Source organism: Streptomyces sp. NPDC005141 (genome assembly GCF_053599975.1).
Genome location: NZ_JBSFYW010000013.1, coordinates 142,171 through 168,536, shown reverse-complemented (window position 1 = coordinate 168,536; position 26,366 = coordinate 142,171). Strand labels below are relative to the sequence as shown.

The following is a 26,366-nucleotide window of genomic DNA, read 5'->3' as shown; positions in this document are numbered from 1 at the left end:
TGCAGGGGGGACCCTGTGGGAGAGTAGGACGCCGCCGAACAAGTTTTGAAGAAAACCCCCGTACCGGGAAACCGGTACGGGGGTTTTCTGCGTTTCAGGGCAATTCTCTTCTCCCGCGTCGCTTCTGACCGGGGTGGATATGAGAGAGGGGGCGGTCTCCGTGAGGAGGCCGCCCCCTGCTCTTTCGGGACTGTGCTCTTCCGTGCTGTGCGGCTACTTCAGGCGGGACGACGCGACGATCGAGACGATGTGGGCGGGCACGAGCAGCCACACGATCGCCGTCACCGCGACGGTCGCGATCCGGGTGGCCGTCAGGTCGCCGAGAGCCAGGTCGATGACCGCGGTGACGAGCAGCAGGATGGTGCACTCGATGCCGTTGACCAGGCGGTGGAGGCCGACGGCCGAGGCCAGCCGGCGGATCCGGGCGAGACCGGTGGAGCGCGGGACGACGGACGCGTCGGTCGCCTTCTGCATGCCGCTGTCGGAGCGGGCCACGTGGACGAGGTCGGAGGACGACTTCAGGAGCAGGACGCCGATGGCCGCGGCCAGGCCGGCCACCAGGTAGAGGTCGAGGCCGAGTTGGGCGGCGCGGATGCCCATACCGACCATCACGGCGGCGTCGGCGAGGTAGGCGCCGAGGCGGTCCAGATAGACGCCGAGCGGGCTGAACTGGCGGCGCCAGCGGGCGACTTCGCCGTCGACGCAGTCGAGCAGCAGGTACAGCTGCATGAAGAGGACGGAGAGCACGGCGCCGCCGAGGCCCGGAAGGATCAGGGCGACTCCGGAGAGCATCCCCGCGAAGACCATGATGACGGTGATCTGGTTCGGCGAGATGCGGGTGTCGACGAGGTGGCGGGTCACCCGGAGGGAAAGGGACCTCATGTAGAGGCGGCCGGCCCAGTGTTCGGCCCTGCTGTCCAGCTTGCCCGTGGGGTGAATGACGGTGCGGAGTTCCTCTAGTTGGACCTTGGGCATGCGGTGTTCTCCCTGGCGAGCTGGCACTTGACCGGATCGGTCGGCTGGCGATGTCGTACAGGGAAGAGCATGACGGGGGTCCGGTCGGCGGTGATCGGCAGGGTGGATATCAGGTGAGCCCGGTCGTACGCGCGTACTACGGTGATCCTCATGACCCACGTGATCCGTTCCATACGCCCCGACGAGTGGCGCCAGGTGAAGGAACTCAGACTCGACGCCCTGCGAGACCCCGTCGCCCATCTCGCGTTCCTGGAGACCTATGAGGAATCGGCGGCCAAGTCCGATGCCTTTTGGCAGGATCGGGCGGTCGGAGCGGCCGTCGGTGTCACCGAGCGGCAGCAGATCGTGGCCGTCGCGGAGGACGGGGTGTGGGCCGGGTCAGTGACCGTGCTGGTCGAGAAGGCCGGGGAGCAGGATCCGTTCGGGAAGGTGGCCGAGCTGAACCAGGCGCACCTGGTGGGGGTCTTCGTGCGGCCCGAGTACCGGGGGAGCGCGGCCGGGGTGACCCGGGGGCTCTTCGACGCGGCTCTCGCGTGGTCCTGGGGGATCGGGCTCGACCGCGTGCGGCTGTTCGTGCACGAGAAGAACGGCCGCGCCGAGGCGTTCTACCGGAAGGCGGGCTTCGTACCCACCGGAGAGACCGCGCCGATGCCGGGGGACACCGGGGAGTTGGAGCTGGAGTTCATCATCACCCGGGGGTAGGGCGGTTCGTGGAGAGCGGCTTCCTCGGTCGGCCCGGGTGTGTGGCGGACCCGGCCGGGTGTCAGACCGGAAGCTCGTACTGCGGCCAGCGCGACCGGAGTTGTTCGCGCGAGCGCAGGAGTGCCAGGGTCGGCAGGCCGTGGGCCCGTCCCGTGGTCAGGAGGTCCGGGAGCTGGGGAAGCGGAGCGACGGCCGCGACGTCGTCGAGGACGAGCGTGAGTGGTGGGTCGAGGCGACCGGAGGATGACCGTTCGGCCATGCGCCGGCCACGCTCGACCACGCTTGAGGCGAGAGCCGTGAGGAGCGGCATGGCGCCGGGGTTCGCCCTGGGGTCCTCGATGGCTTCGCCGACCACATAAAGCGTGCCCCCTTCGTTGACGAAGGAATCCAAGGCGAGGCTGTCATTTCGGTTCGGAGTGCAGGACTCGCGGATGTTGACCGTGCCGAAGGACAGAAGCGCACGCGCCGTCAGCTCCTGTGCGATGTCCCGGCGTTCGGGGTGCGAGATGAGGGCGGCCTCCAGCTCGCCGGCGGCGCCGGACGCGGCCTTGGGATGCGTCCGCAGGGCCCGTACGGCGTCCTGCACCTGGGAGCCCTGGGCCCAGCGGTGGACATGGCGGAAGGTTTTGCCCTCCACGGCGGCGGCGTGCAGATAGCTGCGCATGAGCGTTTCCGCGACATCGGCCATCGCCTGGTCCGCCTTGGCGGTGGGGCGGACCGGGGCGAGGAGCGCGGCAGCCCTGGCGGCCGCCGTCTCCTTGTCCTCGCAGCCTGCCGCGGGGGACCAGTGGAGCCGGGCCGGGGTGTCGCAGAGGTGGGCCGGGTCGTAGAGGAGGACGGGACCCAGTTTGGCGCGGGCGTCCTTGGTCTCCGACCAGGTGCGGGGGTCGGAGGTGATGACGAGGGCGGGGCCCTCGGCGTCGCGTACGGCCTGGGCCGCGGTGGGGTGGCGGGTCTCGGCGGGGGCGAGGACGACGGCGCGGGTGGACGTCCACGCGGGCTTGGGTTGGGCTGCTGCGGTGGGCTGGGCTGCCGTGGTGGGCCCGGGTGCCGGTGCTTCCGTGGGAGCGGCTTCCCAGCCGCCCGTACGGTCTCCCGTACGTTCGTGCGCCCACTCGCCCGCTCGCTCGCCCTCGGCTGCCGTGTAGGCGGCTTCCAGGGGCTTCGGGGGCTTCGACTGCCTCGCGGTCGGCCGCTGTTCCGTCCTGGCCGGCGGGACCAGCGGACCGGGGGCGTCCGCGGACGCGGCGGCCTGTGCCCGTCTTCGGGCCCGTCCCGCGCGCCAGCGTGCCGCCGTCCCCATCACGAACACCGTGAGGACCAGCAGCACCATCAACTGGCCGATGAACAGGCCCCAGAAGAGGCCGTAGCCGGACAGCTGCGCGGCGGGGGTGTCGGGCCAGGCGCCGGGGATGTCGTGCGGCGCGCCGATCAGGCGCCGCATGGCCAGCGGCGTACGGGCGAAGGTGATCGCGTCCGGCCAGGCGCCGCGGGAGAACCAGCCCGCGAGGCCTGTCGCCGTCCACACCATCAGTGTCATGCCGAGGAGGAAGCCCAGCACGCCGATCAGCAGGCCGTCGGGGATACCGCCCGCTGCCTCGCGCCGGGGGTCGTGCCGGTCTTCCTGTCTCATCTCAGGCCACCGTGGACTCGGAGGAGCCGTCGAGATCGCTGAGGTGCTGTTCCATGAAGGCCGCGGCCCGTTCCTCGGCCTCCAGTTCGGCGGCGCGCATCGCGTCGCCGGAGAGGAGGAAGTCGGCGGACGACTCCGTCATCGCCCGGTCGGTGAAGACCAGCGGGCGTTCGGTCTCGGTGATGAGGTGCTTGACCACCTGGACGTTGCCGTTGACGTCCCAGACCGCGATGCCGGGGGTCAGCGTCGGGATGATCTCGACCGCCCAGCGGGGCAGGCCGAGGACCCGGCCCGTAGACCGTGCCTCGTCCGCCTTCTGAGCGTAGATGGTCCGCGTCGACGCCATCTTCAGGATCGCGGCGGCCTCCTTGGCCGCCGCTCCGTCGACGACGTCCGACAGATGGTGGACCACCGCCACGAAGGACAGGCCGAGGCGCCGCCCGAACTTCAGGAGCCGCTGGAACAGCTGGGCCACGAAGGGGCTGTTGATGATGTGCCACGCCTCTTCCACCAGGAAGATGCGCTTCTTGCGGTCGGGCCGGATCCAGGTGTGCTCCAGCCACACACCCACGATCGCCATCAGGATCGGCATGGCGATGGAGTTCCGGTCGATGTGCGACAGGTCGAAGACGATGAGGGGGGCGTCCAGGTCGATGCCCACCGTCGTCGGGCCGTCGAACATGCCCCTCAGGTCACCGTCGACCAGCCGGTCCAGGACCAGCGCGACGTCCAGGCCCCACGCCCGTACGTCGTCTATGGCGACGTTCATCGCCTCGGCCGACTCCGGTTCGGGGTGGCGCAGTTGCTCCACGATGTCGGTGAGCACCGGCTGGCGCTCGACGATCGTCTCGTTGACGTAGGCGTGCGCGACCTTCAGGGCGAAGCCGGACCGCTCGTCGAGGCCATGACCCATCGCGACCTCGATGATGGTGCGCAGCAGCGCCAGCTGGCCCGTGGTCGTGATCGACGGGTCGAGCGGGTTGAGCCGGATTCCCATGTCCAGGGCGGCCGTCGGGTCGAGCCGGATGGGGGTTATCCCCAGCTCTTGCGCGATGAGGTTCCATTCGCCGACACCGTCCTCGCCCTGGGCGTCGAGGACGACGACCTGGCGGTCGCGGAAGCGCAACTGCCGCAGGACGTACGTCTTCTCCAGGGCCGACTTGCCGTTGCCGGACTCTCCGAGGACCAGCCAGTGCGGGGCCGGGAGCTGCTGCCCGTACAGCTGGAAGGGGTCGTAGATGTAGCCCTTGCCGGAGTACACCTCGCGGCCGATGATGACGCCCGAGTCGCCGAGGCCCGGTGCGGCGGTGGGCAGGTAGACCGCTTGTGCCTGGCCCGTGGACGTGCGGACGGGCAGGCGGGTCGTCTCGACCTTGCCGAAGAGGAACGACGTGAAGGCGTCCGTCGCGGTGGACAGCGGATCCCGCATCAGTGCATCAGCCCCTACCTGCGGATTCCGGTGGCGAACGGGAGGGTGTTGACGAAGGCCCGGTGGTGCTCACGGTCGCACCACTCCAGCTTCAGGTACGACTTGCCGGCCGAGGCGCGGATGGTGCGCTTGTCGCGTGCCAGGGCCTCGGGGTTGCGGGAGGAGACGGTGATGTAACCGACGAGGTTGACGCCCGCGGCGCCGCTCGCGAGGTCCTCGCCGCGCTGGTCGAGGCGGTTGTGCGAGGCGATGTCGCGCGGGTCGACGGTCCGGTTCATCTTGGCGGCGCGGCTCGCCTCGGCCTCGTCGTTCGTCTTCTCGGTCAGCATGCGTTCGATGGCGATCTCGGTGGGTTCGAGGTCCATGGTCACGGCGACCGTGCGGATGACGTCGGGGGTGTGGACGAGGAGCGGGGCGAGGAAGTTGACGCCCACGGGGGTCATCGGCCACTCCTTCACCCAGGCCGTGGCGTGGCACCAGGGCGCGCGGGTGGAGGACTCGCGGGTCTTCGCCTGGAGGTAGGTCGGCTCCATGGCGTCCAGCTCGGCCGGCCAGGCGTTGCGCTTGGTCATCGCCTGGATGTGGTCGATCGGGTGGTCGGGGTCGTACATCGAGTGCACGAGGGAGGCCAGCCGCCCCTGACCGAGCGGCTGGCGTACGCGGATGTCGGCTTCCTGGAGCCGGGAGCAGATGTCGGTCAGCTCGCGGGCCATGACGACGGCGAGTCCGGCGTCCCGGTCGAGCTTCCGCCCGCCCTGCGGCCGCGCCGCCCGTGCCATGGCCTGCGCCTCGGAGGCCAGTTCGCGGGAGTAGTGCATGCAGGCGACGAGATAGGCCCGGTGCTGCTCACTGCTCGTGGACACCATCGACTGGAGCTGGTCGTAGGACTGCTGGAGCCATCCGGGAGCCCGCTCGTCCCCGCGTACGGCGACGTCCTTGGCGTGGGCGTCCGGGTCGGCGGGGAGGGTGCGGGCGAGCATCTGGAGGCGGGTGACGAAGCCGTCGCCGTTCGCCACGTGCTTGAGCAGCGTGCCGAAGCGGTCGACGAGGGCCTCCTGGTCCTCGCTGTCGCGCAGACCGACACCCGGGCCCTCGATCTCGATCGCGGCCGTCACGGTCCGCCGGTCGGCGTGCAGAAGCACGGCGATCTCATCGGGTCCGAACGGGGCGGCGAGCCAGGAGATCCGCCCGATACCGGGCGGCGGCCCGATCTCGACCTCGTTCCCGTCGATCCGGGTGCCGGACTCCATCACCTGGCTGCGGTACGCCGTTCCCCGGCGCAGGCTCCGCTTGTAGCTGCGGTTGATCTCGAACCACTTGTAGAACGTGCGGCGCTTGTACGGGATGTACACCGCGGCGATCGCCAGCAGCGGGAAGCCCATCAGCAGCACGATCCGCAGGGACAGGACCGGGACGAGCAGGCCGCACATCATGCCCAGGAACGCGCCCCCGATGATCAGCGCGATCTCGCCGGACTCGCGGTTCCGGCCGACGATCGCGTTCGGCCGGGCGCGGCCGATCAGATATGTACGGCGGGGCGTGATCGGATGGGACAAATGGGACTCGGTCGTCAACGCCCTTCACCTCCCGTGCGGTTGGTACTGCTATTGCGGGTGTTGCTCGCGTGCGGGGTGTTGACCGGGCTGGTACGCGGTGGGGGTGCGGCGGAGGGGACAGATCCGCCGCCTCCGTTCGGCGTACGACTGCTGTGCGCGGCCACACCGCCGGACGCGGGGTTGGAGGGGCGGGCCTGGTTGTTGCCGCCTCCTCCACCGTTGTTGTCGGCGCGCGTGCTGTGGGTCTTGATGCCCTGCGCGACCAGGGTGGCCGGCGAGCTGATCACGGCGGCGGCCTTGCCTTCGGCGCCCTGCATGATGCGGTTGTTGCGGGAGCCGGCGATCTCGTCGCCGAAGCCCGGTACGAAGCGGTAGATCATCGCGCTGGCGAAGATGGCGAGCAGGATGATGGCGAGCCCGGAGACGACGGCGGAGAACGCGTCGGGTCCGCTGTCGGTGCTGAGGGCTCCGGCGAGGCCGAGCACTATCACGATGACCGGTTTCACCAGGATCACCGCGATCATGATGCCCGCCCAGCGGCGGACGTGGCCCCACAGGTTCTTGTCGACGAGGCCCGCGTAGACGACGGTGCCGAGGAGGGCGCCGACGTAGAGCAGGGCGGCCCGGATGACCAGCTCCAGCCAGAGGACTCCGGCGGCGAGGATCGAGACCAGGGAGACGACGATCAGCATGATGGGGCCGCCGCCGATGTCGTCGCCCTTGTTCAGCGCGCCGGAGAAGGTCCCGAAGAACGCGTCCGTCTGGTTGCCGGTCGTCTTGGCCAGCACCTCCGTCACGCTGTCCGTCGCCGACACCACCGTGTAGAGGATCAGCGGCGTGAACGCCGAGGCCAGCACGGTCAGCCAGAGGAAGCCGATCGCCTCGGAGAGGGCGGTGCTGAGGGGGACACCTCGCACGGCCCGCTTCGCCACGGCCAGCAGCCACAGCAGCAGGGTCAGGATCGAGGACGCCGCGAAGACGACGGCGTACTGCTGGAGGAACTTGGGGTTCGTGAAGTCGACGTTGGCGGTGTCGTTCACGGCGGCCGAGAGTTTTTCGACGGTCCAGGAGGCGGCGTCGGCACAGCCCTTGGCCAGGGAGGAGAGGGGGTCCAGCGTGGACCCGAGCCCGGGACTGTCACTCAGGCCTGATCGGCCGGATCCCTTGTCGCTCTCGCAGTACTTTTTGGCGGGGCCGCGGACGAGATCGCAGGCGTTGCTGCTGGGAGTAGGGCTGGGGGCCGCGACGGCCTTGGTGGCCATCACGACGGCAGCCGACTGCACCGCTGCCACCGTGGCGGCGAGCGAGAGGACACGGCGCTGCTTGTTAGCGGGCATACGTGAACCCTCCGTACTCCTCGACGGCCTTGGTCATGTCGTCCGCGGTGGAGGCCTTCTGGTCCCGTCCGACGGGAACGGGCCCGTCCTTCTGGGTGAAGTCGGTGACCTTCCAGTCCCCATTGACCCACTTCAGCTGGTAGGTCGTCGTGTACCAGCTCTCCGACACCGGGTTGGTGGACCCCTCGCCCGACAGGCCGAAGAGCGATGTGTACCAGAGCTCGACTTTGGCGCTGTTCGTGCTGGAGGCCGTGAGCTTGGTGCCGACGGGGACGATGCGCGAGATGAAGGTCTGACCGGCCGGCGCGGCACCGTCCTTGTCCAGACCGATGTTCGTCAGGAACTTCTCGCTCGAGTACGCCGCGTCCAGGTCGGGCTGCCGTGCGGCTGCCACGTCGGGCACGTACACGGCGTCGACGATCGCGTGCCGCTGTTCGGTGTTGAACATGCCGGTCGAGCCCAGCGCGACCCCGTAGTTGGTCGCCGCGCTCTGCGCGCCCTCGCCGGTGTGGGGGAAGCCCGAGGGGATGCCCGCGACCTTCGAGTCCACCGGGTGGTCGCCGGAGGCCGCCGTGGGAGAGGTCTTCGCCTTGTCGCCGCTGTCACCGCCCGAGGAGGGCGAGTCGTCGCCGCGGTTCGCGAAGGCGATCGCGGCGATGAGGAGGACGACCACGCCGACGACCGTGATCAGGCTCCGCGAGGAGGATCCGCGGCGACGCGCGCCGCCGTAGACGTCGCCCGGGCGGTCGGGGAGGCGGGTGCGGGTCTGGCCGGAGCCGCCGTACCCCCCGCCCTCGCCGCGCGAGGCTTCGCCGTACCCGGGTTCGTCACCGAGACTCATGCCGCGTACGCCCCCTCAACCTCTCGCTGAACCAAGTAGTACGACGGTAGCCGTGCTGGTTCCCGCGCGGGCGCGGTGTGGTGACTCGACATCAGGGAAACGCAACCTCAGCCGGTGGGCACGACGGACGGGTGGGTCGGAGTGGAGAGAATCCGGGCGCGCCCGGCCGGGAACTGACGGCCGGCCAGGTGCGGCGCGCCCGGCCGGGCTACACGGCCATGCCGTACACGATGGTGAAGAGCGTGCCGAGGGAGCCGATGATGAAGACTCCCGTGAGCCCGGCGATGATGAGCCCCTTGCCCTGTTCGGCGCTGAAGGTGTCGCGGAGGGCGGTCGCGCCGATGCGCTGTTTGGCCGCGCCCCAGATCGCGATGCCGAGGCAGAGCAGGATGGCGACCGCCATCACCACCTCGACCATCACCTTCGCTTCGTTGCCCAGGCTGCCGAAGGGACCCCAGTCCGGGGCGATTCCGCCGATGATGGTGTTGATGTCGCCCTTGTCGGCTGCGAAAAGCATGTAAGTCACCGCCCCTAGTGGGTAGTTCTGCACCCCCTGCCACTGCGCAGAGGTCGGGCCCATTCTCGCCGACAATGACGCCGTCGTATGTCGACTTGACGTCATTGGTTGGCGGGATTCGTACGAATTCCTTGTCACCGGCGTACGCGGGACCCTCGCGGGAGGCGTACGGCGGTATACGAAGAGTCGTATGGTCACTCTGTGTATCACGCCCGGTCACGCCGGGCAATGAAGTGGAAGCGAAACCTCGCGCGTGGTTCCGTCGTTGTCCCCTTCTACGGCTCACGTGAGGGACGCTTCGAACGGACACGGCCCCGCCGTACCGCTTCTGACGGTCCGTCGTGCCGGTGTTCCCCGGGTCGTCACGCCTGCGAGAGGTGGACGCGGTACGCCGAACCGGTGATCCAAAGGCTAACGCCCTCCTGGGTGCCCCGGGGTCCGCCCCCCTGGTGATATCGACGTGTGGCTGGACCGGTTCCGCTAGGCGTGGGAAGACCTTCGGAGGAGCAACCGTGATCGACGTGACCTACCAGATCAACGCCGTGCGCCGCACCGTGGGCACGCGTGAGTACAAGGCCGGCGAGGCGCGCGTGGTGACGCTGAGTCAGGTCTACGACGCGACGGTCGCGGACGTCTGGGACGCCTGCACCGGCGCCGAGCGCATCCCCCGCTGGTTCCTGCCCGTCTCCGGTGACCTGCGCCTCGGCGGGACCTACCAGCTGGAGGGCAACGCGGGCGGCACGATCGAGCGCTGCGCGCCGCCGGAGAGCTTCGCCGCGACCTGGGAGTACGGCGGCGAGGTCAGCTGGATCGAGGTGCGGGTGACCCCGGAGGGGGACCGCACCCGTTTCGAGCTCGACCACATCGCCCACGTGGGTGACGAGCGCTGGGAGCAGTTCGGGCCCGGCGCGGTCGGCGTCGGCTGGGACCTCGGCCTGATGGGTCTGGCCGGCCACCTCGGCTCCCCGGGGGGCTCCCTGGACCCGAAGGAGAGCATGGCCTGGCTGGCCTCCGACGACGGCCTCCGCTTCATCACGCTGAGCAGCGAGAGCTGGTACGAGGCGAACGTGGCGGCGGGCGAGCCGGAGGAGGCCGCGCGGGCCTCGGCGGACCGGACCACGGCGGCGTACACGGGGGCCGAATCGGCGTGAGGCCGCCCGCCCTCACCTCATGAGCGGCCCTCGGCCGGAGCGGGGGGCCGCTCGTCCTCCAGCCCCGCCACGAAGTGGTCGAACTCGCCCGCCTGGACGCCCAGGACGAACGCGTCCCACTTCCTGCGGGTGGTGGTGACCACGTTCTCCGGGGCGCCGGTCTCCCGGATGTAGACCGAGTCGTCCTCGCCGAACGCGAGCTCGATCCAGGGGCCCGGACCCGTCGCGTCCTCCGGGGCGGCACGCACCCAGTCGAGGTTCTGGGGGATGTCAGTCACGGTCCTGTTCCTCCTTGCGCTGCTTGAGGGTGCGGAGAAGGGAGCGGAAGGCCGCGGGAGCGGCGGTGAGTATCGCTCCGCTCGGGTCGCCGGATTCCGTGAGGTGGATCGCCCCGGTGGCGCGCTCTCCGGCCACGTGGACGCAAGCCTCTCCCTCGCCGCAGTACGAGGACTTCTGCCAGGTGGCGGTGGGCATGTCGGGTCCCTTCACAGATCCTGGGCGATGGCGTGGATGAACTCGCGCGACTCGTGGGGGCCGAGAGTGATGCCCGTCATGCGCTCCAGGAGTACGCGGTACTTGTCGAGCTGGGCCTCGGCGTCGAGCAGAGCGGAGCCGTGGGACTGGTCGAGGTGCACCGTGTCGAGCTGGGAGACCGCCCCATGGGCGTACAGGATCGACTGCCCGGACCCGGGGTAGGCGCCGGCGGTGAATGGGATGACCTGGACGGTGATGTCCGCGCGCTCGCTCATGTCGAGGATGTGCCGGAGCTGCTTCCTCGCGACGCCGGGGCCGCCGAACTGCATGCGCAGGGCGGCTTCGTGGATGACGGCCCGATACGGCGTGGGGGAGTCCTTGAAGAGGACGGTCTGACGCTTGATCCGGAAGGACAGCCGGTGTTCGACGTCGGGGGGTGAGAGCTCCGGTACGACCTGGCGGAAGACCTCGCGGGCGTGGTCGTGGATCTGGAGCAGGCCGGGGATGTGGGCGGTGATCCCGGCGGTCAGGCGGGTGGCGTGGTGCTCCATCTCGGCCAGGTCGATCAGACCGCCCGGCAGGATCTCGCGGTACTCCTCCCACCAGCCCCGTTTGCGGTCGGGTGTCATGGCGGCCAGCGCCTCGACGAGCGCCTTGTCCGAGCAGTCGTAGTGGCAGGCGATGGCGCGCAGGCGGTCGGGACTCACCCCGTGACGGCCGGCCTCGATGTTGCTGACCTGGTTCTGCTTGATGCCGAGGAGCAGTGAAGCCTGTGTGGACGTCAGGCCTGCCCGCTCGCGCAGCTTGCGTAGCTCGGATCCCAGCCGGATTTGGCGCCCGGTCGGGGTGCTTCTCATAGCCAACCTCTGTCCCTCGGCACCGCCGTGTCACCCACACGCATGAAAGCTGAAGCACTTCGACTATCTAGGGCTAAGAACTTACAACTCCACGCTACGTTCCTCTCAGGCGCCCCGCCCAGAAGCACCCCGCTCGACGGAGCGGCCGCGGTCACTGGGCAACGTAGCGACACGACACCACCCAACTCCCCTCCGTGATCGGAGACTTCCATGGCAACCGTATCCCCGCCCTGGTCCTACACCCTCCAACTCCCGCACGATCCCCGTTCCCCGGGCATCGCCCGCGTCACCCTGCGTGCCGTTCTCGCCGCTCACGGGCTCACCGAACTCGCGCCCACGGCAGAGCTGTTGGCCTCCGAGCTCCTCACGAACGCCCATCTGCACGCACCCGGCCCGTCCGCTCTCCGTGTCCTCTCGGCGGAACCGGACCGGCTGCGGGTCGCCGTGTGGGACTCGGACCCGACCGTCCCGTCCGGATTCCGGGAGGGCGCGCCCGCCGACCCGGCCCCGGAGGACGGCGAGCACGACCGGGGGCTGCACCTCGTCCGGGCCTGCGCCGACGCCTGGGGCGTCGCCGTGCTGCGCGAGCTGGGGGCGTCGCGGGGCGGGAAGCTGCTGTGGGCGGAGTGCCGCCGTACCGGGCGGGCGGCGGGAGGCTGAAGCGGTGCGTGGTGCCGCCGGGCGCCGGTGGCCGGGCGGGGCGGGCCCTCACAGGTGATACTCGGACTGGTCCGAGGGTTTTGCTCACCCGCTCGGGGCAAGGTGAGAGGCGATGAAGCGCATCCGCGTCACCCGTCCCCCCGGCGCCCGGCGGCCCGTGCTGCTCGCTGCGGCGGCCGTGCTGCTGGCCGCGACGTCCGCGTCCGTGGCGGCGGCCGACGACGGCCCGGGGCCGTTCGGCGTGACCGTCCAGGCCGCCGAGAACGGCCGGACCGCCCGCGTGGGCACCCTGTTCCACGGGAGCGCCGCGAGCGGCGGCAGCGGCGGGCATTTCTGCACCGCCTCCGTCGTGCACAGCGCGGGGCGGGATCTCGTCCTCACCGCCGCCCACTGCCTGGACGGGGGAGGAGCCGTCTCCTTCGCGCCCGGCTACCGGGACGGCAGCGCGCCGCACGGGTTCTGGGACGTCGAGGGGGTCTTCCTCCCCGAGGGGTGGACGGACGGCCAGGACGAGGACAGCGACATCGCCTTCGCCGTCCTCGGCACCCGCGACGGCAAGGAGGTCGAGGACGCCGTCGGAGGCGGGAACGCCTTCGCCGCGCACCGCGCCACCGGGGCCACCGCCGTCACCGTCACCGGGTATCCCAGCTTCACCGACACTCCCATCACGTGCACCGACAAGCCCGCCGCGTACAGCCGTACGCAGCAGCGCGTCGCATGTCCCGCCTTCGCCGGCGGGACCAGCGGCAGTCCGTGGGTGAACGGGGACGGGGCGGTCGTCGGAGTGATCGGCGGCCACGAGCAGGGCGGGGCCACCGACGACGTCTCGTACAGCGCCGTGTTCGGGACCGAGGCCGCGAACCTCTACCGCGAGGCCGGCCGGGCGGGTTAGGCCTGTCCGGCGGAACACATGCCGCCGTCCTTGTGCGCGACAGCCCTGTCGCGCGGGGGCCGCCTCTACACTGACGTCGGCGGACTCCTGTGCGGTGAGGGGCGGTTGACGGTGCGTAAGGCATGGATCGCGGCGACCCTTGCCATCGGAGCGGCGCTCAGCTTCGTGATGCTGCTCGTCGTCGGCGTCTACATGGTGGCCGGGAACCTCGCCAACGGGATCGGCGGCGGATCGGTCGGACTCGCCAAGGGAGCCGTACCCGCCGCGTACCAGCCGCTCGTTCAGAAGTGGGGCAACCTCTGCGGCGCGATCAACCCCGCGCTGCTCGCCGCCCAGCTGTATCAGGAGAGCGGATTCAATCCGAACGCGAGGAGTCCGGCGAAAGCGGAAGGGATAGCGCAATTCATTCCGGGGACCTGGGCCACGCACGGAGTCGACGGCGACGGGGACGGCGACCGCGACGTATGGGACCCGAATGACGCGATTCCATCGGCCGCCTCGTACGACTGCCAGCTCGCCTCCTATGTGAAGGACGCGCCGGGGAACGCCACCGAGAACATGCTCGCCGCCTACAACGCGGGTGCCTACGCGGTCATCAAGTACGGGGGCGTGCCGCCGTACAAGGAGACCCAGAACTATGTGAAGACGATCACCACGCTCTCGAAGAGCTTCGCCGCGCCGGTCACCCGCGTGGACCCCTCGAAGCAGGCCGCCGCGGCCATCACGTACGCGCAGAAGAAGCTCGGCACCCCCTATCTGTGGGGTGGCAACGGCACCGCTGACCAGGGTGGACGCTTCGACTGCTCGGGGCTCACCAAGGCCGCTTACGAGAGTGTCGGGGTCACTCTGCCGCGCGTCGCCAACGACCAGTACAACGCTGGGCCGCACCCGAAGCGGGAGGAGTTGCTGCCTGGGGATCTGGTCTTCTTCTCGGACGACCTCGCCAACTCCCGTGCCATCCGGCACGTGGGCATCTATGTGGGCGGCGGCTACATGATCGACGCCCCCAGGCCGGGTGCCGTCATCCGCTTCGATCCGGTCGACACACCCGACTACTTCGGGGCCACCCGGGTGACGGAGGATGGCGCGAAAGCATTGCCCACATCGGTCTGAACCCACCCCTGATCTGCGACGATGTATCTCTCTTCGATAACGTCTGCGTGATCATTCCGTGGAGTGTGGAACGTAGTGGAGGGGACTGTGCGTTCCTTTTGACGTAGAGAACTGATCTACAACCACGGGGGTGGATCGAGCGGCGCGCGAAAGGGCGTGTCCGCGGGAAAGACGACGAAGGGGCCGCAGCACCATGGCTGGACTCGCCGAATCCGGTTCGAACCCCGACGTCGAGCTGCTGTACAACATCAATGGCCTGGCCAAGGACGCGCCGCACTGGTTCGACCGGATCATGGAGTTCGTCGGCGAGTGGGGTCTCCTGCTCGCGATGGTCCTGCTGGTCGTGTGGTGCTGGTGGAGCGTCCGGCGGCGGGGCGACACCGACGCGGCCTCGTCCGTGGCCGGACTCGTCTGGGCACCGCTCGCGGCCGGTATCGCGCTCCTCGTGAACGTTCCGATACGGGGTTTCGTGGAGCGCCCGCGCCCCTTCGTCGATCATCAGGGCCTCGACGTCCTCGTGAGCGGCAAGACCGACTTCTCCTTCGTCAGCGACCACGCGACGCTCACCATGGCGATGGGCGTCGGACTCTTCGTCGCCAACCGGAAGTTCGGACTCGCGGGGATAGGGCTCGCGCTGCTCGAAGGGTTCTGCCGGGTCTACATGGGAGTGCACTACCCGACGGACGTCATCGGCGGCTTCGCGCTCGGCACGGCCGTCGTCCTGCTGCTGTCTCCGCTCGCCATGGCACTGCTGACCCCGGTCATGAAGGCCGTCGAGAAGGCCCCGCGCGCCGGCCGGCTGATCCGCGCGCGGGACGCCGTACCGGCTGGGCAGGAGACTCTGATCCCGGGGGCGCGGGCCGAGCCCTCCGAGGAACGGGACCTCGCCGCGTAGCGTTCGAGCCGCCCGCCTCACGGCAGCGGGCGGCTGTGGCGCATGTGTGTGGCCCCGGAGTGTGTGGCCCCCGTGTGCGGCTACGGAGCCTGCCCGCGGCTACAGCGCCTGGGGGAACGAGAAGAAGCGGTTCGGGTCGTAACGCCGCTTCAGGGCCGTGAGGCGCGTGGCCGCGTCGCCGTAGTACGCCTTGCGCCAGTCGGTCAGTGTCGCGTCCGTGTAGTTCTGGTAGGCCGCGCCCGAGGCGTGGCGGGCCATCGCGTTGTGGGCGTCGGTCAGCCAGGACTGGGCGGTGGTGCCGGAGGTCCCCGCCTGCCAGGAGGCGATGTACTGGGCGAGCATGCGCGAGCGGCGGTGCACGAACGCCGTGGACGTGGGGGCGACGCGGTTGACGGCGCCGCCGAGCGCGGTGAGCGCGATGCTGCCCGCGCCGCCGCGGACCGCGGATATCCGGCTCAGGAGCGTCTGTATGCCGGCCGCCGATATCGAGCGGTCGAAGAAGTCCGAGCGGGCGGCGTACGTCTCGCGGCCCAGGGCGCCCTGCGGGCTGCGGCCCGGCGTCGAGCCCGGCAGGTGGCACTGGGCGTCGGCGGAGAAGGACGAGCAGCCCGCGTACACCTCCATCGAGTCCTCGTACGAGCGCCTCTTGAGGGTGACGCTGCGTGCGGGGGAGCCGATCTTGTCGGCCAGCCGGTCCACGGCGTTCTGGAGTTCGCCGTAGGTGCCGAGGGAGAAGGCGGCCACGGAGACGGTGGGCGTGCCTCCGGCCGCGCTGGACAGATGGCAGGACGACCAGATCTCGTCCGGCTGGCTCGGACCCCACTCCTGCCAGGCCTTCACCACGGCGGCGGCCTTGGCCCACGGCCAGGTCATGTACGCGGTGACCCCCTGCGGCGCCGGGTGGGTCTTGAAGCGGAGCTCGGTGACGACGCCGAAGTTGCCGTTGCCGGCGCCGCGCAGGGCCCAGAACAGGTCCTTGTTCTCGCCGGCGTTCGCGGTGAGCTGCTTGCCGTCGGCGGTGATCAGCGTCGCCTGGGTGAGGCTGTCGCAGGTCAGTCCGTACGCCCGTGACACGACGCCGTGGCCGCCACCGAGGGTCAGGCCGGAGACGCCCACGGTGGGGCAGGAACCCGCGGGGATGGTGACGCCCTTCGCGGCCAGCGCGCGGTACACGTCGATCAGCTTGGAACCGGCGCCGACGACCGCTTCGTTCGCCGACGCCCGGATCTTGTTCAGCTTCGACACGTCGATGACCAGGCGGCCGTTGCCGGAGGACCAACCGGCGTACGAGTGCCCGCCGTTGCGGATCGACACCTTCACCCCGTGGGCGCGGGCGTAGTCCATGGTGGTGCGGATGTCGTCGGCGTGCGCGACATAGGCGACGGCGGCGGGCTTCAGGTTGTCGAAGCGCGTGTTGTACAGCTGGTGGGCGGCCGGCCAGCTGCGGTCGCCCGGGCGGACCAGGGCGCCGTCCAGCTGATGGGAGAGGGCGGTCCAGTTGGCGGCCGCGCGGTTGGCGGCGGTCGCCGTGCGGATGCCGGTGCTCTCGCCGCCCGTGCTCTCGGCCGTGCCGGAGGCGCCGCCGCCGCTGTCGCTGCCGTTGCAGGCGGACGTCGTCGCCGCCGCGAGGACGGCGGTGGCTCCGCCGATGAACGTACGCCGTTGCATGTGCGCCTCCCGTGGGTTCCGTGGAACGAGACGGGCCCCCGGGCCCTGGGGTTCCACGCGCATGTCGCAGAACCGCTACAGCACCTCGCATCCCAGCACGCGCGCTCCGGACAGGGAACGGCGGGGTGGGTGCAAGCGGGGTGTGGGGACGAACGGGGAGGGCTGGGGGAGGAACGGGGAGGGAGGAGGACGCGGGACGCGGAGTCCGGGGGGCGGGGCCCGCCGGGTGTCGCGGGGCGGACGGGACGACGCGGACAGGTCCGGGGGACGGGCCCGGGGGACAGGTCCTAGACGATCATGGTCGCGGTGTGGGCCGCTCCGTCCGTACGGGCCTGGCTTCTGGCGCGGCGAGCGGGGCCCTGCCAGCCGCAGTTGCAGCGGGCCAGGCAGAAGCGGCCCTGTTCGATCGTCGTCGTGAGGTGTTCGGGGGAAGCGTCCACGTGCTTCTGCTGCTCCACACCGACAACGTTACCCAAGGCAAGTGAACGGACTCCTCCCGCGTGACGAGCGCTCCCACCCGTCGTTAAGCGGAACGACAAGAAGGCCCGGGACGGACCGGCTGGGGGTCGGCGGACGATGGTGGCGCAGCAGCAGGGGCGGGCGGTCGTGGTCGCGCTCGCCGCGGCGGGGCTCGTGGCCTGTGGCACCGGATGCTCGGGCGGCGGGGCCGTCGCCGACGACGTCCGCAGCGGCCCCGGCACCGTCGAGACACTGCGTCGGGCCGCGGGCGTGCTCGAGCGCGCGGGCAGCGCGAAGGCCAGTACGTCGATGGAGATGGCCACCGGCGGGACCCGGGTCACGATCCGCGGGCAGGGCGTGTACGACTTCAGGAAGCAGACGGGGCGGCTGAAGGTGCTGCTGCCGCAGGACCCCGCTGGGGCGGCAGAGCACCGGCCGATCACCGAACTTCTCGCCCCGGGCGCTCTGTTCATGAAGAACCGGGGTGCCGGGGTGCCCGCCGACAAATGGGTCCGCGTGGCGACGGGCGGTCTCACGGACGGGAACCTGGTCACCGGCGGTGCCACCGACCCGTACGCCGCTGCCGAACTGCTGCGCGGCGCGCGGGCGGTGACCTACGTGGGGAGGACCGAGCTGGCCGGGGTCCCGGTACGGCACTACCGCGGGACCGCCGACCTGGACATCGCCGCGCGGGACGCCTCGCGGGGGCAGCGGCCGGCGCTGCGGGCGGCGGCGAAAGGGTTCGCCACCACCGAGGTTCCGTTCGACGCCTACCTCGACGAGCAGGGGCGGCTGCGGAAGGTCCGGCACCGGTTCAGCTTCGTCAACGGGCAGCAGAAGGGAACCGTCGCGGTCGCCTCGACGATCCTGCTGTACGACTTCGGTAGTCCCGCCGACGTACGGCTGCCGGATTCCGCGGACATCTTCGCCGGGAAGATCGCGGAGTAGTGGGTTCCGGGGAAATGGGCAAGAGCATCCGGAGTCGTAGCTTCACAGGAGGGCCGGAAATGGCCCTTCCGTGCCATGCGCGGTGCGTAGGCCGCTCCCTACTCTAGGAAGTCGGTGACGGCAGGAAGAGGTGATGCACGTGGCTCCGGTCGGCGGTACGGCAGTTCAGGACCACGTGGCCCTCGCCGAGATCGAGCTGTGCGGCGAACTGATCATCGCGGCCTCGACCGCCCACGAGGACCGGCTCAGCCTCGAGAGCATCGACGAGGTGCTGAAAGTGGCCGAAGAGCGTGCCCGTGAGCGGGGTGCGGCGGACTAGTCATCCCCGGTTTCCTTCCGGGGCCGGAGCTCCGTGCTGGCGTTCCACTCGCTCGGAAGGCGTGCGTCTTGCGCGTCGCACGTGTTGCACGCGTCGCGGGCGTCCCGTGCATCCCGGTACGTCCCGTTGTGTGCCTTACGGCCGATGCGTCACCGGCGTCAGACGTGTCGTATGCGTCATATGTGTCAGACATGCCGCATGCGTCATATGTGTCGGATACATCGCATGCGTCGTATCTCTCACTTCCCCCGCGGGCCACACCATTTCCCCCGCGACTCACGTCGCTTCCCCGCGACCCGTGCGTCTCTCACGTGCGGAGCAGGCGGCCGATCGCCTTCGTCGCTTCCTCGACCTTCGCGTCGACCTCGTCGCCGCCCTTGAGGGCCGCGTCCGCGACGCAGTGGCGCAGGTGCTCCTCCAGGAGCTGGAGGGCGAAGGACTGGAGGGCCTTCGTGGAGGCGGAGACCTGGGTGAGTATGTCGATGCAGTAGACGTCCTCGTCGACCATCCGCTGGAGGCCGCGGATCTGCCCCTCGATGCGGCGCAGCCGCTTCAGGTGCTCGTCCTTCTGCTGGTGGTAGCCGTGGATGCCGCGGTCGTGGTCGGTCACGATCTCCTGCGCGTCGCCGGAGGGCGCCGTCGCGCCGGCCTCGGTGGTCGTCATCGCGTCCTCCTGCTGGATCCGGTCGGCGATCATGTCTGAAACGCCTGATACATATACCCCTGGTGGGTATATGGTATCGAACTTTGCTGGGTAGGGAGCCCTTGCCCGGCGCCGGTACCGGACCCCGTGCTGATCACTGTGCCTGATGGGCGACACTGGGGGACGGCCCATTAGCCGTGGCCGGATGATGCGCCTAGCATCAGCCTGACCGAACCGAAGCACCCCGAGGACCCCAACGTGCGCTTTCGTCTGACCCCCAGGGAGACGAGCTTCTACGACATGTTCTCCGCATCCGCGGACAACATCGTCACGGGCTCGAAACTCCTCATGGAACTGCTCGCGGCGGACGCGTCCGCCCGGGCCGAGATCGCAGAGCGTATGCGGGCCGCGGAGCACGCCGGTGACGACGCGACACACGCGATCTTCCACCAGCTGAACTCCTCCTTCATCACGCCCTTCGACCGCGAGGACATCTACAACCTCGCCTCCTCCCTCGACGACATCATGGACTTCATGGAGGAGGCCGTCGACCTGGTCGTCCTCTACAACGTCGAGGACCTGCCCAAGGGCGTCGAGCAGCAGATCGAGGTGCTGGCGCGGGCCGCGGAGCTCACCGCCGAGGCCATGCCCAACCTGCGGACCATGGACAACCTCACCGAGTACTGGATCGAGGTCAACCGTCTGGAGAACCAGGCCGACCAGATCCACCGCAAGCTGCTCGCCATGCTCTTCAACGGCAAGTACGAGGCCATCGAGGTGCTGAAGCTCAAGCAGATCGTGGACGTGCTGGAGGAAGCGGCCGACGCGTTCGAGCACGTGGCGAACACGGTGGAGACCATCGCCGTCAAGGAGTCCTGACCCGTTCATGGACACCTTCGCTTTGATCGTGACCATTGGGGTCGCGCTCGGATTCACATACACGAACGGCTTCCACGACTCGGCGAACGCCATCGCCACCTCCGTCTCCACGCGTGCCCTGACGCCGCGGGCCGCGCTCGCCATGGCCGCGGTGATGAACCTCGCCGGCGCGTTCCTCGGCAGCGGGGTCGCCAAGACCGTCAGTGAGGGGCTGATCCAGACGCCCGAGGGCTCGAAGGGGATGGGCATCCTCTTCGCGGCGCTCGTCGGCGCGATCACCTGGAACCTGATCACCTGGTACTTCGGTCTGCCGTCCTCGTCCTCGCACGCCCTGTTCGGCGGCATGGTCGGCGCGGCGCTGGCCGGTGGCACGACCGTCTACTGGAACGGCCTGCTCGACAAGGTCATCATCCCGATGTTCCTCTCGCCGGTGATCGGCCTGCTCGTCGGCTATCTCGTGATGACCGCGATCATGTGGATGTTCCGGCGGTCCAACCCGCACAAGACCAAGCGCGGCTTCCGTATCGCGCAGACGGTGTCCGCCGCCGGCATGGCGCTCGGGCACGGCCTTCAGGACGCCCAGAAGACGATGGGCATCGTGGTGATGGCGCTGGTCATCGCCGGCGAACAGGGGCCGAACGACCCGATCCCGGTCTGGGTGAAGATCGTCTGCGCGGCGATGCTGTCGCTGGGGACGTACGCGGGTGGCTGGCGCATCATGCGGACGCTCGGACGGAAGATCATCGAGCTCGATCCGCCGCAGGGATTCGCCGCCGAGACGACCGGTGCGTCGATCATGTTCGCGTCGGCCTACCTCTTCAAGGCGCCGATCTCCACGACCCATGTCATCACCTCGGCGATCATGGGTGTCGGCGCGACGAAGCGGGTGAACGCCGTGCGGTGGGGTGTCGCCAAGAACATCGTCCTCGGCTGGTTCATCACCATGCCGGCGGCGGCGGTCGTCGCGGCGGCCAGCTTCTGGGTTGTGAACCTGGCGTTCCTGTAGGAGCGGGGGTCGCTCCTGCGGTGCCCAGACTTCACGGGGCCGGTCCTTCTGGGCCGGCCCTCGGTGTTTCTCGCCCCCTCCGCCCCTGCCCTTCCCGACCCTGGGGGCTGCGCCCCCGGACCCCGCTTCGGCCCGAACGGCCTCGTCCTCAAACGCCGGACGGGCTGGGTGATGCCGAGAGTGCGCCGGACCCGGATGGGTCGGGCCTGGATGGGTCGGGCCTGGATGGGGCGGACCGGATGGGCCGGACCCGTCTGAGGTGGACTGGATGGGCCGGACCCCGATGGGCCGGACCCCGATGGGCCGGACCCGGATGGGGTGGACAGAGCGATCACGCCGAAACTGCGGCCGTCGGGTGGGGCGGGGAGCCGGACGGTCGGCGGCAGGGGGTGAATAACGAGCGGGCCCGCCCCCGGGAGCCGGGGGCGGGCCCTTCTCGTCCTCGCGGTGGCACCGCCATGCAGCACCGCGAGGGGTTTTCGGGAGGTGGTCCGGTCAGCCGAAGCGACCCGAGATGTAGTCCTCCGTGGCCTGGACGGACGGGTTGGAGAAGATGCGCTCCGTGTCGTCTATCTCGATGAGGCGGCCGGGCTGGCCGACCGCGGACAGGTTGAAGAACGCGGTGCGGTCGGAGACGCGGGCGGCCTGCTGCATGTTGTGCGTCACGATGACGATCGTGAAGCGCTCCTTCAGTTCACCGATCAGGTCCTCGATGGCGAGGGTGGAGATCGGGTCCAGGGCCGAGCAGGGCTCGTCCATGAGGAGGACCTGCGGCTCCACCGCGATCGCCCGCGCGATGCACAGACGTTGCTGCTGACCGCCGGACAGGCCGGACCCGGGCTTGTTCAGCCGGTCCTTGACCTCGTTCCAGAGGTTCGCGCCCTTGAGGGACTTCTCGACGATGTCGCCGAGTTCGGACTTCTTGTAGGAGCCGTTGAGCTTGAGGCCCGCCGCCACGTTGTCGAAGATCGACATCGTGGGGAAGGGGTTGGGACGCTGGAAGACCATGCCGATGGTGCGGCGCACGGCGACGGGGTCGATGCCGCTCCCGTACAGGTCCTCGTCGTCCAGCAGCACCTTGCCCTCGACCCGCCCGCCGGGGGTGACCTCGTGCATCCGGTTCAGGGTGCGCAGGAAGGTCGACTTGCCGCAGCCGGAGGGGCCGATGAAGGCCGTGACCGAGCGGGGCTCGACCGTCATGGAGATGTCTTCGATCGCCTTGTGGGCGCTGTAGTAGGCGGTGAGGCCGCTTACGTCGATTCGCTTGGCCATGTCAATCACTGCTTCTTTCGCGAAGGTTCGGGTCGCTGATCGGCCGCGTCAGCGGCCCGTCTTGGGTGCCTTCCAGCGTGCGATGGCGCGCGCACCCATGTTGAGGATCATGACGAAGAGGATGAGCGCCAGTGCCGCCGCCCAGGCTCGGTCGGTGGCCACGTCGGTTCCCGCGCTGTACTGCCGGTAGATGTACAGCGGGAGCGAGGCCTGCGGGCCGTCGAACGGGTTGTTGTTGATGAAGTTCGTACCCCACACCAACAGCAGCACGGGAGCGGTCTCACCGGCGATACGCGCGACGGCGAGCATCACACCCGTCGTGATACCGCCGATGGACGTCGGCAGAACCACCTTGATGATGGTGCGCCACTTCGGGATACCGAGCGCGAGGGAGGCCTCGCGCAGCTCGTTCGGGACGAGCTTGAGCATCTCCTCGGTGGAGCGGACCACCACGGGCATCATCAGGATCGACAGGGCGAGCGCGCCGGCGAAACCGGAGTAGCCCATGTCGAGGATCAGGATCCAGAGGCTGAGAATAAACAGGCCGGCGACGATCGACGGGACGCCCGTCATGACGTCGACGAAGAAGGTGACCGCCTTGGCGAGCTTGCCGCGTCCGTACTCGACGAGGTAGATCGCGGTGAGGACACCGATCGGCACGGCGATCAGGGTCGCGATGCCCACCTGCTCCAGGGTGCCGAGGAGCGCGTGGTAGATACCGCCACCGGGCTCGTTGTCGGCGATCACACCCATGGAGTGGCTCAGGAAGTACATGTCGAAGGCCTTCACGCCGCGCTTGACGGTCTCCCAGATCAGGGAGGCCAGCGGGACGACGGCGATGATGAAGCAGGCCCACACCAGGTTGGTGGCGACGCGGTCCTTGGCCTGTCGGCGGCCCTCGACGCGCGCGGCGATGACGTACGTACCGAGGACGAAGAGGATCGCGGCGATCAGGCCCCACTGGACCTTGCTGTCCAGGCCGGCGGCCAGACCGATGCCGGCGGCCAAGGCGAGGGCGCCCGCGGCGATGGCCCAGGCGGACCACTTGGGGAGGCTGCCGCCGCGCAGGCTGCTTGCGTGCTTGCCGGTGACGGGTGCGTTGCTCATGCGTTGGCCCCCGAGTACTCCTTGCGGCGGTTGATGATGAAGCGCGCCGCGCCGTTGACCAGCAGGGTGATGACGAACAGGACGAGACCCGAGGCGATCAGGGCGTCCTGGCCGAACTCGTTGGCCTCGTTGAACTTGCTCGCGATGTTCTGCGCGAAGGTGCCGCCGCCCGGGTCGAGCAGGCTGGCGTTGATCTCGAAGGTCGGGGAGAGCACGGTGGCGACGGCCATCGTCTCGCCGAGCGCGCGGCCGAGGCCGAGCATCGAGGCGGAGATCACGCCGGAGCGGCCGAAGGGCAGCACCGACATGCGGATGACCTCCCAGCGCGTGGCGCCGAGGGCCAGCGCGGCTTCCTGATGCATCTGCGGTGCCTGCCGGAAGACCTCACGGCTGACGTTGGTGATGATCGGGAGGATCATGATCGCGAGCAGGATGCCGACGGTGAGCATCGAGCGGGGCGCTCCGCCCTGCCACTCGAAGATGCCGGTCCAGCCGAAGTAGTGGTCGAGCCAGCCGAACAGGCCTGTCATGTGCGGCACGAGGACGATGGCGCCCCAGAGGCCGTACACGATGGACGGGACGGCGGCGAGCAGGTCGATCACGTACGCGATGGGTCCGCCGAGCTTGCGCGGCGCGTAGTGCGTGATGAACAGGGCGATGCCGACCGCGACCGGGACCGCGAGGGCCATGGCGATGATCGCGGAGACCACCGTGCCGAAGGCCAGCACCGCGATGCCGAAGACCGGCGGTACGACGTTGGTGTTCCACTCGAACGTGGTGAGGAAGTTTCCCTCGTTCTTGCTGAGCGCGAGGGAGGCGCGGTAGGTGAGGAAGACCGCGATGGCGGCCATGATCACCAGGAGCAGGATGCCGGAACCGCGGGAGAGCGCGAGGAAGACGCGGTCGCCGGGACGGGTGGCGCCGCGGTCCTCACGCTTCTGCAAGGCATCGGAAGGCGGTGGGATCGGGGGAGGTGCTTCGGTGTTCTGTGTCGATATGTCCATCAGGAGTCTCCGGTCTGCGGAGCCGGATCGAGTGGCGGCTCCAGGCGGCGGTGCACCGGACGGTGCGGCCCGCCTCGGCGAGGCGGGCCGCACACTCGGGTCAGCTCAGGTTCGAGAGGGTGGAACGAACCTTGGTGATGATCTCGTCGGGGATCGGCGCGTACTGGGCGGCGGTCAGCTGCTTCTGGCCGTCCTCGCTCGCGATGTAGGTGAGGAAGGACTTGGTGGCGGCCAGGGTGTCGGCCTTGTTGCCCTTCTCGCAGACGATCTCGTAGGTGACCAGCGTGAGCGGGTAGGCGCCCTCGGCGGTCGGCTTGTAGTTCAGCTCCAGGGACAGGTCGTTGCCGACGCCGGCGACCTTGGCGGTGGAGATGGCCTTGGTGGCGTTCTCGACGGTGGCCTTGACCGGGGCGGGGGCGTCCGTCTTCAGGTCGACGGTCTTGATGCCGTCGGCGGCGTAGGAGAGCTCGAAGTACGAGATCGCGCCGGAGGTCTGCTTCACCTGCTGGGCGAGGCCGGAGGAGCCCTGCGCGGACTGGCCGCCCTTGGCCTGCCAGGCCTTGCCGCCGGAGTAGCTCCAGTCGGAGGGGGCGACGGCCTTCAGGTACTTGGTGAAGTTGTCCGTGGTGCCGGACTCGTCAGAGCGGTGGAACGCCTGGATCTTGGTGCTGGGGAGCTTCGCGTCGGGGTTCAGGGCCGCGATCGCCTTGTCGTCCCACGTCTTGATCTTGCCGTCGAAGATCTTGGCGATCGTGGAGGCGTCCAGGACGAGGTTGTCGACGCCGTCGACGTTGTAGCCGAGCGCGATGGGGCCGCCGACCATGGGCAGGTCGACCGCGGGGTTGCCGTCGCAGACCTTCTTGGCGGCCGTGACCTCTTCGGGCTTGAGGGGCGAGTCCGAACCGGCGAACGCGGTCTGACCCTGGGTGAACGCCGTGACACCGGCGCCCGAGCCCGTCGGGTTGTAGTTGATCTGAACGTCCTTGCAGGCGGCCGTGTACGCCTTCACCCAGGCGTCGATCGCGTTCTTCTGCGCGGAGGATCCGGAGGCCTGCAGCTGACCCTTGGCGTCATCACACTTGATGGCGCTGTTGTTGCTGGCCGGGGCCGAGCTGCCGCCACCGCTGTTGTTGCCGGTGTCGTCAGAGCCGCACGCCGTGAGGGCCAGGGCGCCGGAGACGGCGAGAGCACCGAGGGTGAGGGCCCGCCGGTTCATGCGCTGAAGCTTCACTTCGGGAGTTCCTTCCAGGAGCCGCCGTCTGGTGGCGGCGTGCGATGTCTGTGTAATGCGGTCTGTAGCGATGCGGCGGGAACGTCCAGGACGTCCCTCGCACCGTGTAAGGCCGAAATTAGGCAGATCAGGTGAAGGCGCCGATGGCCATAAGTGAACGGGGGGTGAACCCCTGACGGCGGTGCGGTGAGGTCACGGAACGCTTACGTCGAGGACACGGCCGTGTCCCGGCTCAGGGGGCCGGGAGGGAAACTCTAGGTAATCGAACGGGTTCGCCCGTGTTGCGCACGGCACATGCTTCCGGCATCCCTCATTCGCCTCACTTTTCCCTTGAGTACCGGCGAGGGGCGTGCTCACCACGATGAGTGAGCGTGGGCGGCGTCAGGCCAGACGCAGCGCGTTCAGCAGCGCGTCCACGAGGTCGCAGTCGCGGGGCTGGGAAAGGCGGTGGCGGGCGGAGGCGGGGGAGAGCCAGAGGACGCGGTCGACCTCGTCGTTCGGGGTGAAATGACCATCGGCCGCCTCTGCCGCCCAGTAGCGGACCTCCTTGGGCCGGCCGCCGACGACGTAGTGGAGGGTGGGCAGGACCGCCCCGGGGACGGCGCCGTAGCCCGTCTCCTCCTCGACCTCGCGGAGCGCGCCTGCGAGGGAGCCCTCACCGCGTTTCAGCTTCCCCTTCGGATGCGACCAGTCGTCGTACTTGGGCCGGTGGACGAGGCAGATCTCCAGCGCGGAGTCGACCGGGGAGCGGCGCCACAGGACGCAGCCCGCCGCTTGGATCGTGTCGTCGGCCATGGG

General features: G+C 69.4%; 29 protein-coding genes. 10 read left to right on the top strand and 19 right to left on the bottom strand.

Translation table 11 applies throughout. The annotated features are described in order from the left end of the window. Positions 1–213: 213 nt before the first annotated feature. Positions 214–975: a CDP-alcohol phosphatidyltransferase family protein gene (locus ACWD68_RS13655; RefSeq protein WP_451806599.1), complete on the bottom strand. Its 762-nt coding sequence runs from the start codon at positions 973–975 to the stop codon at positions 214–216. After that, the gene (locus ACWD68_RS13650; protein WP_451806598.1) at positions 957–1,127 is read right to left on the bottom strand and encodes a hypothetical protein; all 171 of its coding nucleotides are present in this window, start codon (positions 1,125–1,127) and stop codon (positions 957–959) included. Before ACWD68_RS13650 ends, ACWD68_RS13655 begins: the two co-directional genes overlap by 19 nt. On the opposite strand from ACWD68_RS13650, the gene ACWD68_RS13645 reads away from it, so the two are divergent. Further along, positions 1,126–1,677, top strand: coding sequence for a GNAT family N-acetyltransferase (locus ACWD68_RS13645; protein ID WP_451806597.1), 552 nt, complete (start codon positions 1,126–1,128; stop codon positions 1,675–1,677). The genes ACWD68_RS13650 and ACWD68_RS13645 overlap by 2 nt on opposite strands. Before the next feature lie 61 nt (positions 1,678–1,738). Here the strand turns inward: ACWD68_RS13645 and ACWD68_RS13640 are convergent, their stop codons facing one another. From ACWD68_RS13640 to ACWD68_RS13615, 6 genes are all read right to left on the bottom strand, one after another. Beyond that, on the bottom strand, positions 1,739–3,310 hold the full coding sequence (locus ACWD68_RS13640) for a type IV secretory system conjugative DNA transfer family protein (protein ID WP_451806596.1): 1,572 nt from the start codon (positions 3,308–3,310) through the stop codon (positions 1,739–1,741). A 1-nt stretch (position 3,311) separates the two neighbouring features. Continuing rightward, positions 3,312–4,739, bottom strand: a complete 1,428-nt coding sequence (locus tag ACWD68_RS13635; protein ID WP_451806595.1) for an ATP-binding protein — start codon at positions 4,737–4,739, stop codon at positions 3,312–3,314. 14 nt (positions 4,740–4,753) lie between these two features. Next, the gene (locus ACWD68_RS13630) at positions 4,754–6,313 is read right to left on the bottom strand and encodes an SCO6880 family protein (RefSeq protein ID WP_451806594.1); all 1,560 of its coding nucleotides are present in this window, start codon (positions 6,311–6,313) and stop codon (positions 4,754–4,756) included. Next, positions 6,310–7,632 carry a hypothetical protein gene (locus tag ACWD68_RS13625; RefSeq protein WP_451806593.1) on the bottom strand — a complete coding sequence of 441 codons (1,323 nt, stop codon included), beginning with the start codon at positions 7,630–7,632 and terminating at the stop codon, positions 6,310–6,312. Before ACWD68_RS13625 ends, ACWD68_RS13630 begins: the two co-directional genes overlap by 4 nt. Then, positions 7,622–8,473, bottom strand: coding sequence for a hypothetical protein (locus tag ACWD68_RS13620; RefSeq protein ID WP_451806592.1), 852 nt, complete (start codon positions 8,471–8,473; stop codon positions 7,622–7,624). The genes ACWD68_RS13625 and ACWD68_RS13620 overlap by 11 nt, the downstream gene beginning before the upstream one ends. Before the next feature lie 208 nt (positions 8,474–8,681). Beyond that, positions 8,682–8,990, bottom strand: coding sequence for a hypothetical protein (locus tag ACWD68_RS13615; RefSeq protein WP_037622434.1), 309 nt, complete (start codon positions 8,988–8,990; stop codon positions 8,682–8,684). 512 nt (positions 8,991–9,502) lie between these two features. On the opposite strand from ACWD68_RS13615, the gene ACWD68_RS13610 reads away from it, so the two are divergent. Then, the gene (locus ACWD68_RS13610; protein ID WP_451806591.1) at positions 9,503–10,141 is read left to right on the top strand and encodes an SRPBCC family protein; all 639 of its coding nucleotides are present in this window, start codon (positions 9,503–9,505) and stop codon (positions 10,139–10,141) included. Between the two features lie 17 nt (positions 10,142–10,158). Here ACWD68_RS13610 and ACWD68_RS13605 read toward each other — a convergent pair whose 3' ends face one another. From ACWD68_RS13605 to ACWD68_RS13595, 3 genes are read right to left on the bottom strand one after another with little or no spacing between them, the layout of a single operon-like run. Then, positions 10,159–10,419: a DUF397 domain-containing protein gene (locus tag ACWD68_RS13605; protein ID WP_451806590.1), complete on the bottom strand. Its 261-nt coding sequence runs from the start codon at positions 10,417–10,419 to the stop codon at positions 10,159–10,161. Next, positions 10,412–10,615 carry a DUF397 domain-containing protein gene (locus ACWD68_RS13600; protein WP_451806589.1) on the bottom strand — a complete coding sequence of 68 codons (204 nt, stop codon included), beginning with the start codon at positions 10,613–10,615 and terminating at the stop codon, positions 10,412–10,414. Before ACWD68_RS13600 ends, ACWD68_RS13605 begins: the two co-directional genes overlap by 8 nt. An 11-nt stretch (positions 10,616–10,626) precedes the next feature. Further along, positions 10,627–11,472, bottom strand: coding sequence for a helix-turn-helix domain-containing protein (locus tag ACWD68_RS13595; protein ID WP_451806588.1), 846 nt, complete (start codon positions 11,470–11,472; stop codon positions 10,627–10,629). Positions 11,473–11,682: 210 nt separating this feature from the next. On the opposite strand from ACWD68_RS13595, the gene ACWD68_RS13590 reads away from it, so the two are divergent. The 4 genes from ACWD68_RS13590 (at position 11,683) to ACWD68_RS13575 (ending at position 15,032) form a co-directional block, all read left to right on the top strand. Continuing rightward, entirely contained in the window at positions 11,683–12,132 is a 450-nt protein-coding gene (locus ACWD68_RS13590) for an ATP-binding protein (RefSeq protein ID WP_451806587.1), read from the top strand. A 112-nt stretch (positions 12,133–12,244) separates the two neighbouring features. Further along, positions 12,245–13,024, top strand: coding sequence for a trypsin-like serine peptidase (locus tag ACWD68_RS13585; RefSeq protein WP_451806586.1), 780 nt, complete (start codon positions 12,245–12,247; stop codon positions 13,022–13,024). 105 nt (positions 13,025–13,129) lie between these two features. Then, positions 13,130–14,137 (top strand): C40 family peptidase, encoded by a 1,008-nt coding sequence (locus tag ACWD68_RS13580; RefSeq protein WP_451806585.1) that lies wholly within the window; start codon positions 13,130–13,132, stop codon positions 14,135–14,137. 193 nt (positions 14,138–14,330) lie between these two features. Then, entirely contained in the window at positions 14,331–15,032 is a 702-nt protein-coding gene (locus ACWD68_RS13575; RefSeq protein WP_451806584.1) for a phosphatase PAP2 family protein, read from the top strand. Between the two features lie 99 nt (positions 15,033–15,131). On the opposite strand, the gene ACWD68_RS13570 is transcribed toward ACWD68_RS13575, so the two are convergent. Together ACWD68_RS13570 and ACWD68_RS13565 are read right to left on the bottom strand one after the other, a co-directional pair. Beyond that, positions 15,132–16,700 carry an FAD-binding oxidoreductase gene (locus tag ACWD68_RS13570; protein WP_451806583.1) on the bottom strand — a complete coding sequence of 523 codons (1,569 nt, stop codon included), beginning with the start codon at positions 16,698–16,700 and terminating at the stop codon, positions 15,132–15,134. A 287-nt stretch (positions 16,701–16,987) separates the two neighbouring features. Further along, positions 16,988–17,158: a hypothetical protein gene (locus tag ACWD68_RS13565; protein WP_451806582.1), complete on the bottom strand. Its 171-nt coding sequence runs from the start codon at positions 17,156–17,158 to the stop codon at positions 16,988–16,990. Positions 17,159–17,276: 118 nt separating this feature from the next. Here ACWD68_RS13565 and ACWD68_RS13560 point away from each other — a divergent pair, with 118 nt between their 5' ends. Both ACWD68_RS13560 and ACWD68_RS13555 read left to right on the top strand, forming a co-directional pair. Beyond that, positions 17,277–18,107 carry a hypothetical protein gene (locus tag ACWD68_RS13560; RefSeq protein ID WP_451806581.1) on the top strand — a complete coding sequence of 277 codons (831 nt, stop codon included), beginning with the start codon at positions 17,277–17,279 and terminating at the stop codon, positions 18,105–18,107. A gap of 133 nt (positions 18,108–18,240) precedes the next feature. Then, a complete protein-coding gene (locus tag ACWD68_RS13555; protein ID WP_451806580.1) occupies positions 18,241–18,426 on the top strand; it encodes a hypothetical protein in 186 nt (61 codons plus the stop codon). Between the two features lie 307 nt (positions 18,427–18,733). On the opposite strand, the gene ACWD68_RS13550 is transcribed toward ACWD68_RS13555, so the two are convergent. Then, on the bottom strand, positions 18,734–19,090 hold the full coding sequence (locus ACWD68_RS13550) for a metal-sensitive transcriptional regulator (RefSeq protein WP_451806604.1): 357 nt from the start codon (positions 19,088–19,090) through the stop codon (positions 18,734–18,736). Between the two features lie 237 nt (positions 19,091–19,327). Here ACWD68_RS13550 and ACWD68_RS13545 point away from each other — a divergent pair, with 237 nt between their 5' ends. Together ACWD68_RS13545 and ACWD68_RS13540 are read left to right on the top strand one after the other, a co-directional pair. After that, a complete protein-coding gene (locus tag ACWD68_RS13545; RefSeq protein WP_451806579.1) occupies positions 19,328–19,948 on the top strand; it encodes a DUF47 domain-containing protein in 621 nt (206 codons plus the stop codon). A 7-nt stretch (positions 19,949–19,955) separates the two neighbouring features. Next, a complete protein-coding gene (locus ACWD68_RS13540; RefSeq protein WP_451806578.1) occupies positions 19,956–20,954 on the top strand; it encodes an anion permease in 999 nt (332 codons plus the stop codon). Between the two features lie 495 nt (positions 20,955–21,449). On the opposite strand, the gene pstB is transcribed toward ACWD68_RS13540, so the two are convergent. The 5 genes from pstB to ACWD68_RS13515 form a co-directional block, all read right to left on the bottom strand. Then, positions 21,450–22,226, bottom strand: coding sequence for a phosphate ABC transporter ATP-binding protein PstB (gene pstB / locus ACWD68_RS13535; protein ID WP_385698035.1), 777 nt, complete (start codon positions 22,224–22,226; stop codon positions 21,450–21,452). 48 nt (positions 22,227–22,274) lie between these two features. Further along, a complete protein-coding gene (gene pstA, locus ACWD68_RS13530) occupies positions 22,275–23,333 on the bottom strand; it encodes a phosphate ABC transporter permease PstA (RefSeq protein WP_451806577.1) in 1,059 nt (352 codons plus the stop codon). Further along, entirely contained in the window at positions 23,330–24,337 is a 1,008-nt protein-coding gene (gene pstC / locus ACWD68_RS13525; protein WP_451806576.1) for a phosphate ABC transporter permease subunit PstC, read from the bottom strand. The genes pstA and pstC overlap by 4 nt, the downstream gene beginning before the upstream one ends. A 100-nt stretch (positions 24,338–24,437) precedes the next feature. Beyond that, a complete protein-coding gene (gene pstS, locus ACWD68_RS13520) occupies positions 24,438–25,568 on the bottom strand; it encodes a phosphate ABC transporter substrate-binding protein PstS (protein ID WP_451806575.1) in 1,131 nt (376 codons plus the stop codon). Positions 25,569–25,949: 381 nt separating this feature from the next. Further along, positions 25,950–26,363 (bottom strand): NUDIX hydrolase, encoded by a 414-nt coding sequence (locus ACWD68_RS13515; protein ID WP_451806574.1) that lies wholly within the window; start codon positions 26,361–26,363, stop codon positions 25,950–25,952. Positions 26,364–26,366: the final 3 nt, after the last annotated feature.